14 protein-coding genes and 1 other RNA gene are annotated in these 14382 nt (G+C 74.1%); 7 read left to right on the forward strand and 8 right to left on the reverse strand.

Annotated features, from left to right (window positions below; genetic code table 11):
* Positions 1-3 precede the first annotated feature (3 nt).
* Genes ACFCZ1_RS27275 through ACFCZ1_RS27285 form a run of 3 tightly spaced genes read right to left on the reverse strand, consistent with a single transcriptional unit; the run spans position 4 to position 2252 of the window.
* A complete protein-coding gene (locus ACFCZ1_RS27275; protein WP_376680914.1) occupies positions 4-567 on the reverse strand; it encodes a GNAT family N-acetyltransferase in 564 nt (187 codons plus the stop codon).
* Positions 567-1445, reverse strand: coding sequence for a PhzF family phenazine biosynthesis protein (locus ACFCZ1_RS27280; protein ID WP_376680915.1), 879 nt, complete (start codon positions 1443-1445; stop codon positions 567-569). Before ACFCZ1_RS27280 ends, ACFCZ1_RS27275 begins: the two co-directional genes overlap by 1 nt.
* Positions 1446-1490: 45 nt before the next feature.
* On the reverse strand, positions 1491-2252 hold the full coding sequence (locus ACFCZ1_RS27285) for an SDR family oxidoreductase (RefSeq protein ID WP_376680916.1): 762 nt from the start codon (positions 2250-2252) through the stop codon (positions 1491-1493).
* 107 nt (positions 2253-2359) lie between these two features.
* Between ACFCZ1_RS27285 and ACFCZ1_RS27290 the strand changes: the two genes are divergently transcribed.
* Both ACFCZ1_RS27290 and ACFCZ1_RS27295 read left to right on the forward strand, forming a co-directional pair.
* Entirely contained in the window at positions 2360-3667 is a 1308-nt protein-coding gene (locus ACFCZ1_RS27290; protein ID WP_376680917.1) for a multidrug effflux MFS transporter, read from the forward strand.
* A 221-nt stretch (positions 3668-3888) separates the two neighbouring features.
* On the forward strand, positions 3889-4899 hold the full coding sequence (locus ACFCZ1_RS27295) for a small ribosomal subunit Rsm22 family protein (protein WP_376680918.1): 1011 nt from the start codon (positions 3889-3891) through the stop codon (positions 4897-4899).
* Between the two features lie 39 nt (positions 4900-4938).
* Here the strand turns inward: ACFCZ1_RS27295 and ddaH are convergent, their stop codons facing one another.
* Positions 4939-5820 (reverse strand): dimethylargininase, encoded by an 882-nt coding sequence (gene ddaH / locus ACFCZ1_RS27300; RefSeq protein ID WP_376680919.1) that lies wholly within the window; start codon positions 5818-5820, stop codon positions 4939-4941.
* A 79-nt stretch (positions 5821-5899) separates the two neighbouring features.
* On the opposite strand from ddaH, the gene ACFCZ1_RS27305 reads away from it, so the two are divergent.
* Entirely contained in the window at positions 5900-6511 is a 612-nt protein-coding gene (locus ACFCZ1_RS27305; protein WP_376680920.1) for a TetR/AcrR family transcriptional regulator, read from the forward strand.
* 170 nt (positions 6512-6681) lie between these two features.
* Positions 6682-7431, forward strand: coding sequence for a bifunctional DNA primase/polymerase (locus ACFCZ1_RS27310; RefSeq protein WP_376680921.1), 750 nt, complete (start codon positions 6682-6684; stop codon positions 7429-7431).
* A gap of 185 nt (positions 7432-7616) precedes the next feature.
* Here the strand turns inward: ACFCZ1_RS27310 and yaaA are convergent, their stop codons facing one another.
* On the reverse strand, positions 7617-8420 hold the full coding sequence (gene yaaA, locus ACFCZ1_RS27315; RefSeq protein ID WP_376680922.1) for a peroxide stress protein YaaA: 804 nt from the start codon (positions 8418-8420) through the stop codon (positions 7617-7619).
* 102 nt (positions 8421-8522) lie between these two features.
* Here yaaA and ACFCZ1_RS27320 point away from each other — a divergent pair, with 102 nt between their 5' ends.
* The 3 genes from ACFCZ1_RS27320 (at position 8523) to ACFCZ1_RS27330 (ending at position 11028) form a co-directional block, all read left to right on the forward strand.
* Positions 8523-9965, forward strand: a complete 1443-nt coding sequence (locus ACFCZ1_RS27320) for an RNB domain-containing ribonuclease (RefSeq protein ID WP_376680923.1) — start codon at positions 8523-8525, stop codon at positions 9963-9965.
* A 187-nt stretch (positions 9966-10152) separates the two neighbouring features.
* Positions 10153-10555: RNase P RNA component class A (rnpB, locus tag ACFCZ1_RS27325), an RNA gene on the forward strand.
* A gap of 128 nt (positions 10556-10683) precedes the next feature.
* Entirely contained in the window at positions 10684-11028 is a 345-nt protein-coding gene (locus ACFCZ1_RS27330; RefSeq protein ID WP_376680924.1) for a hypothetical protein, read from the forward strand.
* A gap of 68 nt (positions 11029-11096) precedes the next feature.
* On the opposite strand, the gene ACFCZ1_RS27335 is transcribed toward ACFCZ1_RS27330, so the two are convergent.
* From ACFCZ1_RS27335 to ACFCZ1_RS27345, 3 genes are read right to left on the reverse strand one after another with little or no spacing between them, the layout of a single operon-like run.
* On the reverse strand, positions 11097-12563 hold the full coding sequence (locus ACFCZ1_RS27335; RefSeq protein WP_376680925.1) for a bifunctional RNase H/acid phosphatase: 1467 nt from the start codon (positions 12561-12563) through the stop codon (positions 11097-11099).
* The gene (locus ACFCZ1_RS27340) at positions 12563-13306 is read right to left on the reverse strand and encodes a zinc ribbon domain-containing protein (RefSeq protein WP_376680956.1); all 744 of its coding nucleotides are present in this window, start codon (positions 13304-13306) and stop codon (positions 12563-12565) included. Before ACFCZ1_RS27340 ends, ACFCZ1_RS27335 begins: the two co-directional genes overlap by 1 nt.
* A complete protein-coding gene (locus ACFCZ1_RS27345) occupies positions 13303-14169 on the reverse strand; it encodes a Nif3-like dinuclear metal center hexameric protein (RefSeq protein WP_376680926.1) in 867 nt (288 codons plus the stop codon). The genes ACFCZ1_RS27340 and ACFCZ1_RS27345 overlap by 4 nt, the downstream gene beginning before the upstream one ends.
* Between the last annotated feature and the right edge of the window lie 213 nt (positions 14170-14382).

Raw genomic sequence — 14382 nt, forward strand, 5'->3', positions numbered from 1 at the left:
CGGTCACCACAGCCTGTCGGTGTTTCCGGGGTACAGCGGGACGCGGACGCCGCTGAAGGCGGCCCGGTCCCGCTCCGGGGTGTCCGTGAAGAAGGCCGCCACCACCTCCTTCTCGAAGCCCGGGCCGTCGGTGGCCAGCGGCTCGGCGGGGGTGCCGCCGACCAGGACCGTGCCCGGCAGCCGCGCGAAGCCGGCCGCCTCGTAGAACGGCGCCAACGGCCGGTCGCAACTGAAGAGCGCCACGTCCACGGCCGGGTCCGCCGCCAGTTCGGCGCGGGCCGCCGCCACCAGCCGGCCCCCGAGCCCGCGGCCGCGCAGCGCGGCCCGCGTCACGACCGCGCTCAGCCCGGCCGCCCGGTACCTGCGGCCCGCGACCTCGATCTCCTTGTACAGCAGCGCCAGCGAGGCGGCCACCGTGCCGTCACCGTCCACGAGCAGCAGGGCGCGCGGCGCCAGGGCCGGATCGTGCCCGGGTGAGGCGCCGGGCCAGGCCGCCGCCTCCAGGGCCTCGACCTGGCCGCCGAGCTCCGCCGGGAGCGCGGCGGCCTCGTACACCAGCACCTTCATCAGGGGATCCGCACGCCCGTGCCGCCGACGCGGACCCGCGGGTCCCCGGCGCGCAGTTCCACCGTGAGGACCCCCGGCCGGCCCATGTCCGCGCCCTGGTGGAGGGTGAGCACCGCGTCCTCGGGGACCAGCCCGAGCTCGCGCGCGTACGCGCCGAAGGCGGCCGCGGCGGCCCCGGTCGCGGGGTCCTCCACGACTCCGCCGACCGGGAAGGGGTCCCGTACGTGGAACTCCGCCGGGCCGGCCCGGTGCACCAGCTGCACGGTGGTGAGGTCGAGGCGCCGCATCAGGGCCTCCAGCCGGGCGAAGTCGTACGCGAGGTCCGCGAGCCGGGCCCGGGTACCGGCGCCGAGCACCAGGTGGCGGGCGCCGGCATAGGCGATCCTGGGCGGGAACGCCGGGTCCAGGTCCGCCTCCGGCCAGTCCAGCGCGGCCAGCGCCTCGGCGAGGTCGGCCGGGGAGATGTCGTCGACCTCCGGAACGACGCTCGTCAGGGTGGCGCGCACGTGCCCCTCTTCGGCGGTGACGGACACGGGTACGTCTCCCGCGCGGGTCGTGAACAGCAGCTCACCGGGCCCGATCCGCTCGGCCAGCGCCACGGCGGCGGCCACGGTGGCGTGCCCGCAGAACGGCACCTCCGCCTTCGGGCTGAAGTAGCGCACGGTGAAGCCGCGGCCGGCCTCCGGGGCCGCTTCCTCGGGCCACACCGGCCCCGCCGGGCCGGTCAGGAAGGCCGTCTCGCTGTACCCCAGCCCGGCGGCGATCTCCAGCATCGCGGCGTCGTCCAGCCCGGAGGCGTCCAGCACGACGCCGGCGGGGTTGCCGCCCTGCGGATCCTCGGAGAAGGCGGTGTAGCGCAGCACTTCGGTATCGGTCATGCGGTCATGATCGGCGCCGTCGGCACGCCCTGGCAACGGGGTTGCTCAGCCGCGCCCGATGTACGGCATGGCCGTCGCCATCACCGTCGCGAACTGCACGTTCGCCTCCAGCGGGAGCTCCGCCATGTGCAGCACCGTGCTGGCCACGTCCGCGGCGTCCATCACCGGTTCGACGGCCAGCTGCCCGTTGGCCTGGAGGATGCCGCTCTGCATCCGCTCGGTCATCTCGGTCGCCGCGTTGCCGATGTCGATCTGACCGCAGGCGATCCGGTACGGGCGCCCGTCCAGCGACAGGGACTTGGTCAGGCCGGTCACCGCGTGCTTGGTCGCGGTGTAGGCGACGGAGTGCGGGCGCGGCACGTGCGCCGAGATGGAGCCGTTGTTGATGATGCGGCCGCCCTGCGGGTCCTGCCGCTTCATCTGCCGGAAGGCGGCCTGGGCGCACAGGAACGCGCCGGTCAGGTTGACGTCCACCACCGAGCGCCAGGCCTCGTAGCCGATGTCCTCCAGCGGGACACCGCCCGGGCCGAAGGTGCCCGCGTTGTTGAAGAGCAGGTCGAGGCGCCCGTACCGCTCGCGAACTGCCTCGAACAGAGCATTGACGTCGTCCGGATCGCTGACGTCCGTCCGGACGCACAGGATGTCGGCGTCCGCCCCGGCGGCGGCGGCCGTCTCCTCCAGGGGGCCGGTCCGGCGGCCCGCCACGGTCACGGCCCAGCCGGCCGCGGCCAGGGCCAGGGCCACGGAACGGCCGATCCCGGAGCCGGCCCCGGTCACCACGGCGGTCTTCTCGGCACTTTCGCTCATGGGGCCGCAGGCTACGTCACACAGGGCTGCGGCTCCCGGACGTTCCGATAGCTGAGAACATGGGTCGGTCAGGGGTGCATGAGCAGATAAGAGGACTGGAGTCCCGCATGTCGGAGAGAGCCCCCGCGGCGGCCCCCACACCCGAGCCGTCACCCGAATCGCCCTCCACACACACCGCAACCGCACCCCTGACGGCCGCACGCCGCACGGGGCTGCTCGTCACCTTCGTGCTCGGCGGGCTCACCGCCCTGCCCCCGCTGTCCATGGACATGTACCTCCCGGCCCTGCCGCAGGTCACCAGCGTCCTGCACAGCCCGGCGGCGACCGTCCAGCTCACCCTCACCGCCTGCCTCGCCGGGATGGCGCTGGGCCAGCTCGTCATCGGCCCGATGAGCGACAAGTGGGGCCGTCGCCGGCCCCTGCTCACCGGCATGACCATGTACGTGCTGGCCACCGCGCTGTGCGCCCTCGCGCCGACCACCGAGATGCTGATCGGCTTCCGCCTGCTCCAGGGGCTGGCCGGCGCGGCCGCGATCGTCATCGCCCGGGCCGTCGTGCGCGACCTGTACGACGGGGTCGAGATGGCCCGGTTCTTCTCCACCCTGATGCTCATATCCGGGTCCGCCCCGATCATCGCCCCGCTCATCGGCGGCCAGGTGCTCCGCTTCGCCGACTGGCGCGGGGTCTTCGTCGTCCTCACCGGGGTCGGCCTCGTGCTCACGCTGACGGTCTGGCGCAGCCTCGGCGAGACCCTGCCGCCCGAGCGGCGGCAGACGGGCGGCGTGGGCGCCGCGCTGCGGACCATGCGCGGGCTGCTCGGCGACCGCGTCTTCGCCGGCTACACGCTGACCGGCGGCTTCGCCTTCGCGGTGCTCTTCTCGTACATCTCCGCCTCGCCCTTCGTAGTGCAGGAGATCTACGGTGCTTCGCCCCAGGCCTTCGCCCTGCTCTTCGGCGCCAATTCCGTCGGCCTGATCGTCGTCGGCCAGATCAACGGCAAGCTGCTGGTCGGCCGGGTCAGCCTGGACAAGGCCCTGTGCGTCGGGCTCGCGATCATCACGGCGGCGGCGGTGGCGCTGCTGCTGATGTCGACCGGGGTGTTCGGCGAGGTGGGGCTGGCCCCGATCGCCGCCGCGCTGTTCGTGCTGATGTCGGCGATGGGCGTGGTGCTGCCGAACACCAACGCGCAGGCCCTGATGCGGACCCCGCACGCGGCGGGATCGGCCTCCGCGCTCCTCGGCACCTCGTCGTTCCTGGTCGGTGCGGTCGCCTCGCCGCTGGTCGGGATCGCGGGCGAGGACACGGCGGTGCCGATGGCGCTGGTCCAGCTGGTGTGCGCGCTGGTGTCGGCGGGCTGCTTCCTGGGCCTGTGCCGGCCCTGGCAGAACCGCGACCCGCTGCCGTCCGCCGCTTAGGACGGCCAAGGCGCCGCGGCTCGGCCCCGGAAGCCCGAGGCCCGCTCGGCCCCGGCCGTCCCGTCCGTCCGCCGCTTGGGCGCGGCCAAGGCGCCGCCGCTCGGACGCAGCTCGGACGCCCTCGGCCCCGGAGGCCCGCTCGGCCCCGGCCCCGGCGGCCCTGGCCGTTCCCGTCCGTCCCCGGACGGGGCCACGCCGCCCGGCGCCGGTAAACTCTGCGGGTGAACGCCTCCGCCCCCACCACCACCGACACCCTCCGCAGCGCGCTCGGCAGGCTGCTCGACGGGCTCCCGCCCAAGCAGGCCTCGGCCGCCGTAGAGCGGCTCATCGCCAGCTACCGGGGGCAGACCCCGACCGACGCGCCCGTGCTGCGCGACCGCTCCGACGTGGCGGCGTACGCGGCGTACCGGATGCCCGCCACCTTCGAGGCCGTCCGGGCCGCCCTGGACGGGCTCGCGGAGGCGGCGCCCGGCTGGTCGCCGGGCTCCCACGTGGACGTGGGCGGCGGCACCGGCGCGGCGACCTGGGCGGTGGACGCCACCTGGGACGGCCCGCGGGAGACCACGGTGCTCGACTGGGCGGAGCCGGCGCTGGCCCTCGGCAAGGAGCTGGCGGCGTCCGGCTCGGAGGTCCTGCGCGGGGCGGCGTGGCAGCGGGCCGTCATCGGCTCCGGGCTGGCCCTGCCCGACGCCGACCTGGTGACCGTCTCGTACGTGCTGGGCGAGCTGACCCCGCAGGCGCGGACGGCCGTCGTCGCCGAGGCGGCGCGGGCCGGCCAGGCCGTGGTGCTCGTCGAGCCGGGCACGCCCGAGGGCTACCTCCGCATCCGCGAGGCCCGCGACCAGCTGATCGCGGCGGGGCTGCGGGTCGCCGCGCCCTGCCCGCACGACGGGACCTGCCCGATCGAGGTCGGCCAGGACTGGTGCCACTTCTCGGCGCGGGTCAGCCGGTCCTCGCTGCACCGGCGGGTCAAGGGCGGCTCCCTCCCGTACGAGGACGAGAAGTTCAGCTACGTCGCCGCGACCCGTTTCCCGACCGGGCCCGCCGCCTTCCGGATCACGCGGAAGCCGCAGATCCGGAAGGGGCTCGTGCTGTTGGAGCTGTGCGGCCCGGAGAGCGGTGACTCGGCGGGCCTGACCCGGGTCAACGTGACCAAGCGCCACGGCGACCTGTACAAGGCGGCGCGGGACGCCGACTGGGGCCAGGACTGGCCGCCGTCGCAGGGGCGCTAGGCCTGCGGTCGGGGCCGCGCCGGGAGGGTCAGGGGCGGGTCAGGGCCGCAGCTCCTGCGTGCAGCACTTCACGCTGCCGCCGCCCTTGAGCAGCTCCCCCAGGTCCATCGGGACCGGCTCGAACCCCCGGTCCCGAAGGGGCGCCAGCAGGCCGGTCGCCGCCTGGGGCAGCAGGACGTGCCGGCCGTCCGAGACCGCGTTGAGGCCGAGGGCGGCCGCGTCGTGGCCGTCGGCGAGCAGCGCGTCCGGGAAGAGGCGTTTGAGCACGGCCCGGCTGCCCGGCGAGAACGCGGCCGGGTAGTACATGACCTCGTCCCCGTCCAGGACGCACAGCGCGGTGTCCAGGTGGTAGTAGCGCGGATCCACCAGGTCCAGGCCGATGACGGGCCGGCCGAAGAACTCCTGGGCCTCGTCGTGCGAGAGCGGGCTGGAGCGGAAGCCCCGGCCGGCCAGGATGTAGGTGGCGGTGACGGCGAAGTCGCCCTCGCCCTCGTTGACGTGGGACGGCTCGCGGACGTCCTGGTAGCCCTGGCCGCGGAACCAGTCCAGGTGGATCCCGGCCTCGGCGGCCCGTTCCGGATGGGCGAAGCGGGCGCCGAGCACCCGGCCGTCGACGACGAGGGCGCCGTTCGCCGCGAAGACCATGTCGGGCAGTTCGGGGTCGGGTACGAGGGTCTCGACGGTGTGGCCGAGGGCGCGGTAGCGGTCCCTCAGGTCTTCCCATTGGGCGTGTGCGAGGGGCAGGTCCACCGGTTTCGTGGGGTCCATCCACGGATTGATGGAGTACGTGACCTTGAAGTGTGCGGGTGGGCACATCAGGTAGCGCCGGGGTGTGGCGTCTCTGCGCAAAGAAGGCTCCTCACGACTTGCACGCGACGTGCACGTCGCACGACGAGTGTGGAGAGAATCGTCTCTCCTCAAGCGGGACACCGCAGTGAACTGATTGGGTGGTTTAGCGGGCAAGAGGAAGACGAGACGTCTCGGTTGATAGTTTCAGGACATGACCAAGACCCCTGACGCCAGCCGCCGCAGCGACCGCTCCCGGCGGGCCATCCTCGACGCGGCGCTCGCCCTGGTCGGGGAGGTCGGCTACAACAAGCTGACCATCGAGGCCATCGCGGCCCGGGCGGGCGTCGGCAAGCAGACCATCTACCGCTGGTGGCCGTCGAAGGCCGCCGTGCTGCTGGACGCCTCGCTGGCGCTCGCCGGGGACGCGGAGGCGGCCGCCGACTGGACCGGCTTCCCCGACACCGGGGACCTCGCGGCCGACCTGAAGTACGTCCTGCGGGCGACGGTGGACGAGCTGCTCGACGCGAAGTACGAGGCCCCCGCGCGCGCCCTGACGGCGGCCGGGGCGACCGATCCAGAGCTCGGCGCCCGCTTCACCGAGCGGCTGCTGGAGCCGCAGCTCGCCCTGTACGAGGCGCGGTTGCGTACGGCCCGGGAGGCCGGGCAGCTCGCGCCGGACACGGATCTGCGACTGATGGTGGAGATGCTGCTCGGCCCCCTGACGTACCGTTGGCTCCTGCGGACGGCGCCGCTGACGCACGCCTACACCGACGCGCTGGTGGACCGCGTGATGGGTGGGGTGGCCAACGTCACCGCCCGTTAACGTCCCGGCAACCGAGGGCCGATCGAGAACATATGCCCGAATTCTACGCTTATGCAGGGGTGGCCGATTACCCGTCCCCAACCCCCCGGTCACCGAGACCGGTCATCCGGGGCTCAGGATGGTGGGACCATGTGAAGGTCCGCCGGGGATACGGTGAGGTGAGGGGATAGATGGGGTCTGAGTCCGGCCGCGTCAAACGCGGCGAGCAGAGCAGGATTTCCCAGTGGCTGCGCCGGCGGCCGAAACCCATCGCCGAGGACCCCGGCCGAGAACGCGAGGCGCTGCTCCTGGCCGTCGCCGCGGCCGGTCTGCCGCTCGCCCCCGCCGCCCATCCCGCCGGTTACCGGTGTTCGTGCGACCGGATCGGCTGTCCGACGCCCGCACGGCACCCTCTCTCCTTCGCCTGGCAGACCCAGTCGACCACGGACCGCGCGCAGGTCGAACGGTGGGCGCGCAACCAGCCCCAGGCCAACTTCATCACCGCGACCGGCATGGTCCACGACGTGCTCGACGTCCCGCTGGAAGCCGGCACCGGCGCCCTCGCGCGCCTGCTGGAGGCGGGCATCGAGGTCGGCCCGGTCGCCGAGTCGGGCGGCACGGGCGACCAGGCCCGGATGCTCTTCTTCACCGCCACCCGCGGCACGCCGGAGGACGAGGACGAGTGGTGGCCCTGCGAACTGGACTGCCACCCCGAGACCATGGACGAACACCCGGGCCTGCGCTGGCACTGCCGGGGCAGCTACGTCCTGGTCCCCCCGGCTGCGCTCCCCGGTGACCAGGCGGTCACCTGGATCCGCGGCATGGAACACCCCCTCCCGGACCCCCTCACCCTCCTGGAGACCCTGACGGACGCCTGCGCCACGTACGCCGGCACCTCGCCCCAGACCCCGGCGACGGTCGCCTGGCCCTTGGGCCGCTGAGGCGCGTTATCGGCCCCGGGCCGCGCCCGGGCTTCCTGGCGCTGCGCCCCGGACCCCCGCGCATCACACTCCGGCGGAACTGGGTTCGCTGAGCTGAGCTGGGCTGGGGCTGGGCTGAGCCCGGGTGCCGGGTGCCGGGTGCCGGGGGCAGCGACCCCGGCAACGGCGACCCCGGCGACGGCGGGTCAGTGGTGGATCTGGGTGACGACCACGTCCAGGGACCAGGCCTTGCCCGCCTTCGCAGGGGCCTCGGCCTCGACCACGTAGCCCAGGTCCCGCAGGGCCGTGACCAGCTCGGCGGGCGACGAGGGGACCGCACCGGCCAGCAGCAGGTCCCGGACCATACGACCCTTCGTCGCCTTGTTGAAGTGGCTCACCACCGACCGCTTCTCCACCCCGTCCACCACCTGAGAGTGCAGCACCCGCACGGTCGCCGTCCTCCCCGCCGTCTCCCCCTTCGGCTTCCACGCCGTCGCGTACGCCGCCGACCGGAGGTCCAGCACCAGCCCCTCCCCGGCATGGGCCGGCAGCACCTCCGCCATCGGCCCCCGCCAGTACGCGCCGAGCGCGCCGCACCCGGGCAGCTTCACGCCCATCGAGCAGCGGTACGAGGGAATCCGGTCGGTGATCCGCACCGCGCCCCACAGCCCCGAGAAGACGAGCAGCGCGTCCTCGGCGAGCTTCCGCGCGGCCGGGGTCAGGTCGGCCAGCGCCAGGGCGTCGTACAGCACACCGGTGTAGACCTCCCCGGCCGGCCGGGCCGCGGCCGAGCGCAGCTCCACGTTCTTCGCCACCTCGCCGCGCAGGCCCTCGCTCAGGCCCAGCACCTCGCGCGCCCGCGGCTCGTCGCCGGCGCACAGCTCGACCAGCTCGTCCAGGACCTCCGCACGGGCCGGGGCCAGACCGGGCAGGGACAGCGTCTGCGGCTTCAGCGGTGCGCCGGAACCGCCCGCGGCCTTTCCTTCGGACGGCGGCAGCAGCACGAGCACGGTGGTTCTCCTTCAGTACGACACGGCGCAGGGGATGCGGCCCCGCAGCCAGGGTAGACGGCTCGCCATGCCGTCCACGCCCGCCGCCCATAGGCTCGATCCATGCCACGCCGTCCCATGCACATGACCGGCGCAGACGGGGCTGCCCTGCGGGTGGCGCTGCGTGAACTGCGGACGAAACTGGACGTGCCGGTGGAGTTCCCGGCCGAGGTGCTGGCCGAGGCCGGACGGGCGGCCCGGGAGCCCCGCCTGCCCGAGGCCGACGCCACCGACATCCCCTTCTTCACGATCGGCCCCCCGTCCTGCGCCGACCGGGACCGGGCCGTGCACCTGGCGAAGCGGCCCGCCGGCGGCTTCCGGGTCCACTGCGCCATCGCCGACGTCGCCGCCTTCGTCACCCCGGGCGGCCCGCTGGACGCCGAGGCCCACCGCCGCGCCACCACCCTCTGCTTCCCCGACGGGGAGGTCCCGCTGCATCCGCCCGTGCTCTCGCGGGACGCGGCCGGTCTGCTGCCCGGCCGGACCCGCCCCGCGCTGCTGTGGGTGCTCGACCTCGACGCCGAGGGCCGGGTGGAGACCACCGACGTGCGCCGTGCCCTCGTACGCAGCCGGGCCGAGCTCGACTACGACGGTGCCCAGAAGGCCATCGACACCGGCACGGCGGAGGAGCCCCTCGCCCTCCTGAAGGACATCGGCCTGCTCCGCGAGGCCCTCGAAGCGGAGCGCGGCGGCATCTCGCTGAACGTGCCCGAACAGGAGATCGCCGAGCACGGGGGCTCGTACACCCTGGCCTACCGCGCCCCGCTCCCCGCGCACGGCTGGAACGCCCAGGTCTCGCTCATGACCGGCATCGCCGCCGCCGACCTGATGCTGGCCGCCGGGACCGGCATCCTGCGCACGCTGCCCACCGCGCCCGACGGCGCCGTCGGCAGGCTCCGGCGGGCGGCGAAGGCCCTGCGAATCGACTGGCCGCACCACGTCCCGTACGCCGGACTCGTGCGCTCCCTCGATCCGCACCGCCCCGCCCACGCGGCCTTCCTCCAGGAGTGCACGGCCCTGCTGCGCGGCGCCGGCTACACCGTCTTCACCGGGGGCGCGGCCCCGGATCCGGCGCTCCACGCGGCGGTCGCGGCCCCGTACGCCCACTGCACGGCGCCGTTGCGCCGGCTGGTCGACCGGTACGCGGGCGAGCTGTGCCTGGCGGCGGTGGCGGGGGCCGAACCCCCGCGGTGGGCGGTGGCGGCGCTGGACTCGCTCCCGGAGGAGATGGCGGGCGGCGGGCGTCTGGCCAACACGGCCGAGCGGGAGTGCGTGGACCTGGTCGGGGCCGCGCTGCTCAAGGACCGCGTCGGGGAGGTCTTCGAGGCGATGGTGATCGACGTCGACGACCGGGAGCCGAAGATCGGCACGGTCCACCTGACGGACCCCGCGGTGGTCGGCCGCATCGTGTCCGCCTCGCGGGAGCTGCCACTGGGCGAGCACCTGCGGGTCCTCCTCGCGGAGGCGGACCCGGGCACGGCGAAGGCCCTGTTCGCCCCGGCCTGACCCGCCCCGCACGCGCCAGGCGTCGTCCGCGAAGATGCCGCGCGCCTCTGCCCCGGCTACCGCCGGGAGGTACCCCGAGGCCCAGCCCAGGCGCGGTGAGCCTGCGTACGCGGGTGCGTCGAAACCCTGCCGCTGCATCAAGGTCAAGCCGTGACGGTACAGCCGGTAGCATGGTCGCCACGGCAGACGAGTCGGCCGGGCGGCCGCGTCGGGATCCTGAGGATCCCGCCGAGGAACGTCCGGGCTCCACAGGGCAGGGTGGTGGGTAACGCCCACCCGGGGTGACCCGCGGGACAGTGCCACAGAAAACAGACCGCCGGGGGCTTCGGTCCTCGGTAAGGGTGAAACGGTGGTGTAAGAGACCACCAGCGCCTGAGGTGACTCAGGCGGCTAGGTAAACCCCACCCGGAGCAAGGTCAAGAGGATCCGTCTTCGGACGGGTCTGCGCGGACGTTTGAGGGCTGCTCGCCCGAGTTCGCGGGTAGACCGCACGAGGCCGGCGGCAACGCCGGTCCTAGATGGATGGCCGTCTCCCCGGCGACCGCGAGGTCACCGGGTGACAGAACCCGGCGTACAGGCCGGCTCGTCTGCCGCACAACGTCCGACCTGGGGCTTCCCCACGTCGGACGTTTCGTTCTGCGTGACCGGGGAGGGGCGGCCGCCCGGTCCCGGCAGCCGACGCCTTTCGGCGGGCCGTCCGATGGGCACGCTCACCCCCATGACCGATCACCCGGCCCACGCGGCCACCGCCGCCGCACTCATCCGCGACCTCGCCGAAGCAACCACCGACCCCCGCGAAGCCTACGGAAGCCCCGGCGAAATCGCCTCCGTGACCGGGAGCCTGCTCGACCTGGCCCGTCACCTCGAAGACGCGCTACGCCACCTGGAGCTTCACATGCTCCGGAGTAACGGCGACCGGGCCGGCACGGACGGAGAACGGCCCGGCCGGTACCCGCGGGAGGCGAGCGGCGCGATCCAATCCGCCCAGGCCCAAGCCCGCAACATGGCCCGCGCCCTGAGCAAGTCGGTGGAAGCCCTCAGCCACCTGAAGCCCGCACCCTGATGCCCCTGCGGTGACAGAGGCCCCCGCCGCCGGACTGCCGGTGACGGGGGCCCTCGTCGCGTGAGCGGCTACCGCAGGTGGGACGTGTCGTTCAGCAGCCGGACCGAGGCGTTGCCGTCGGCGTAGTAGGCCACCGCCGACAGGGATGCCGCCGAGAGCTCCATGCGGAAGAGGGACTCCGGCGGGGCGCCCAGGGCGAGGCGGACCAGGATCTTGACCGGGGTCACGTGGGTGACCAGCAGCACCGTACGGCCCGCGTGCGCGGCGAGCAGCCGGTCGCGGGTGGCCGAGATCCGGCGGGTGGCGGCCATGAAGCTCTCACCGCCGCCCGTGGGGGCCGCCTTCGGGGAGTCCAGCCACGCCTGGAGGTCGTCGGGGAACCGCTCGCGCACCTCGGCGAAGGTCAGCCCCTCCCAGGCGCCGAAGTCCACCTCGCGCAGGCCCTCTTCGACGGTCACGTCGAGGCCGAGGCGGTCGGCGACGGCCTGCGCGGTCTCGCGGCAGCGGCGCAGCGGGGAGCTGATGACCGTCTGCACGGTGCCGCGCGCGGCGAGCGCCTCGGCGACCGCCGCGGCCTGGCGCCGCCCGGCCGGTGACAGCTCGGGGTCGGAGCCCCCGCTTCCGGAGAAGCGCTTCTGCGGGGTGAGGGCGGTCTCGCCGTGGCGCAGCAGCACGAGGGTGGCGGGGGTGCCCATGTCGGGCCCCCAGCCCGTGCCGCCGACGGGGGCCCCCGCGGTGGAGGCCGCCCCAATGGGGGCCGCGGCCGCCGACGGAGCGTCCGCGACGGCCGGGCCCGCTCCGGCCGCGGAGCGTGGTGCGGTGACGGAGGCGACGTCGGCCGCAGGGGCCGGGGCGCGCCCCGCCGAGGCAGGGGTCCGGCCGGGCGCGAGCGCCCCGGCTTCGCCGAACAGCGTGTCGGTGCCGCCCGCTTCGGCGGAGCCGGCGCGCGCGTCCGCAGCCTCGGCCGTGCGGGCCCCCTTACCCCCGCCGGCGGCGAGGGCGGCGCGCACGGACGCGGCTCCCTTCGCCGCGTCCCCCGGAACACCGCCGGAGGCCAGGGCGCGCGCGGCACCGTGGTCCAGGGCGGCGGTGGAGGCCGACGGCTGCCACTGCTTGCCGCGCTTGCCCGCGTCCATCGCCTCGTTGGCGAGCCGGTCCGCGTGCTTGTTCCTCTCGCGCGGGATCCACTCGTACGTGACCTGGGAACGGGGCAGGATCGTCGCCGCTTCCGCCGCGAGCGGCTTCATGTCCGGGTGCTTGATCTTCCAGCGGCCGGACATCTGCTCGACGACCAGCTTGGAGTCCATCCGGACCAGGACCTGCGCGTCCGAAGCCAGTTCGCGCGCCGCCCTGAGCCCGGCGAGCAGGCCCTTGTACTCCGCCACGTTGTTCGTCGCGACGCCGATGTACTCCGCGCGCTCGGCCAGCGTCTCGCCCGTCGCCGGGTCGAGGACGACCGCGCCGTAGCCTGCGGGCCCCGGGTTGCCCCGGGAGCCGCCGTCCGCCTCCACGACGAACCGGACAAGCCTCTGCATCAGATGCCCGAGTCGGCCGTACGGACCAGGATGCGGCCGCAGTTCTCGTGGCGCACGACCTGGTCGCGGGCCGCGGCCTTGATCTCGTTGACCTCGGCCATGTCGAGCTCCAGGCGGCAGCCCTCGCAGCGGCGCTGGTACAGGCGCGCGGCGCCGACCCCGCCCTGCTTGGCGCGGATCTTCTCGTACAGCGCCATCAGGTCGGCCGGCATGGAGGCGACGATGACCTCGCGGTCCTTGGTGGTCTTGGCGGCCTCGGCGTCGAGCTCGCCGGTGGCCGCATCACGGCGCGCGATGGCGTCCGCGAGCTTGGTCTCCAGGCCGGCGACGCGGTCGGTGAGTTCGGTGACGCGCTCCTGCGCGGCCTCCAGACGCTCCATGACCTCCAGGACCACGTCCTCCAGGTCGCCCTGCCGCTTGGCCAGGGAGACGACCTCGCTCTGCAGGTTCGCCAGGTCCCGGGCCGAGACGCCCGCTCCGGAGTCCAGGCGCTGCTGGTCGCGGGCCGCGCGCTGGCGCACCTGGTCCACGTCCTGCTCGGCCTTGGTCTGCTCGCGCGCGGCGTCGCTGGCCTGCGTCTGGGCGGCGACGAGCAGGTCGCGCTGCTGGGTGAGGTCCTTGGTCAGCGAGTCGACCTCGGCGTGCTCGGGCAGCGACTTGCGCTTGTGGGTGAGCTGAGACAGCCGGACGTCCAGGGCCTGGACGTCGAGAAGTCGGATCTGGTCGGCGGGCTCGGCGTTCAGTTGGGGGCTCCTGAGATAGAAGAGGGAGGTGAGGAAACGTCGGACGGCGCGTGCGCCGTCCACGGGTCGGTGACCGTGCGCGAGACGTGGGTACGCAGGCCCCAGCCATGGCGCTCGGAGATCGCGTCGAGCTGTGCGGCGGCCTGCTCGCACCAGGGCCACTCGGTGGCCCAGTGGGCGGCGTCGACGAGGGCGAGCGGGCTCTGCTCGCGGGCCTCGGACACCGGGTGGTGGCGCAGGTCGGCGGTGAGGAAGGCGTCCACGCCCGCGGCCCTGACCTGGTCGAAGAGGCTGTCGCCGGAGCCGCCGCTGACGGCGACGCGGCGGATCAGCGCGTCCGGGTCGCCGGCGACGCGGATGCCCTGGGCGGTCGCCGGCAGCCAGGCCGCGGCGCGGGCGGCGAACTCCCGCAGGGTCTCGGGGTGGTCCAGTTCGCAGATCCGGCCCAGGCCCCTGCGGCCGGCCGGGTCGGTGGTGTCGGGCACCAGCGGGCCGGTGATCCGCAGGTCCAGGGCGCCGGCGAGGGCGTCGGAGACGCCGGGGTCGGCCGTGTCGGCGTTGGTGTGGGCGACGTGCAGCGCGATGTCGTTCTTGATCAGCGTGTGCACGACGCGGCCCTTGAAGGTGCCGGCCTCGACGGTGGTGGTGCCGCGCAGATAGAGGGGGTGGTGGGTGACGATCAGGTCGGCGCCCAGCTTCACCGCCTCGTCGACGATCTGCTGTACGGGGTCGACGGCGAACAGCACCCGGGAGACCTCGGCTTCGGGGTCGCCGCAGACGGTGCCGACGGCATCCCACTGCTCGGCCCGCGAGGGGGGCCAGAGAGCGTCCAGCGCGGCGATGACTTCAGAGAGACGGGGCACGGGCCAAGGCTACCGTCCGGGGCGACCGTCCCCGCCAGGACGGGCCCCGCTCCCCGCCCACGGCAGTCGCAGCAGGTGAACGCCCCGGTGTCGCGCAGCACAACCGTCTCCATCGGCAAAGACGAATCGCCGCCCGGCCACCCGTATGTGTGAAGCGGGCATGTGCGCACTGTTCGGCACGAACGGTGAAAACTAGCTTCGCCACCGGAGGTG

This window comes from Streptomyces sp. NPDC056224 (genome assembly GCF_042267665.1).
Lineage (GTDB): Bacteria > Actinomycetota > Actinomycetes > Streptomycetales > Streptomycetaceae > Streptomyces.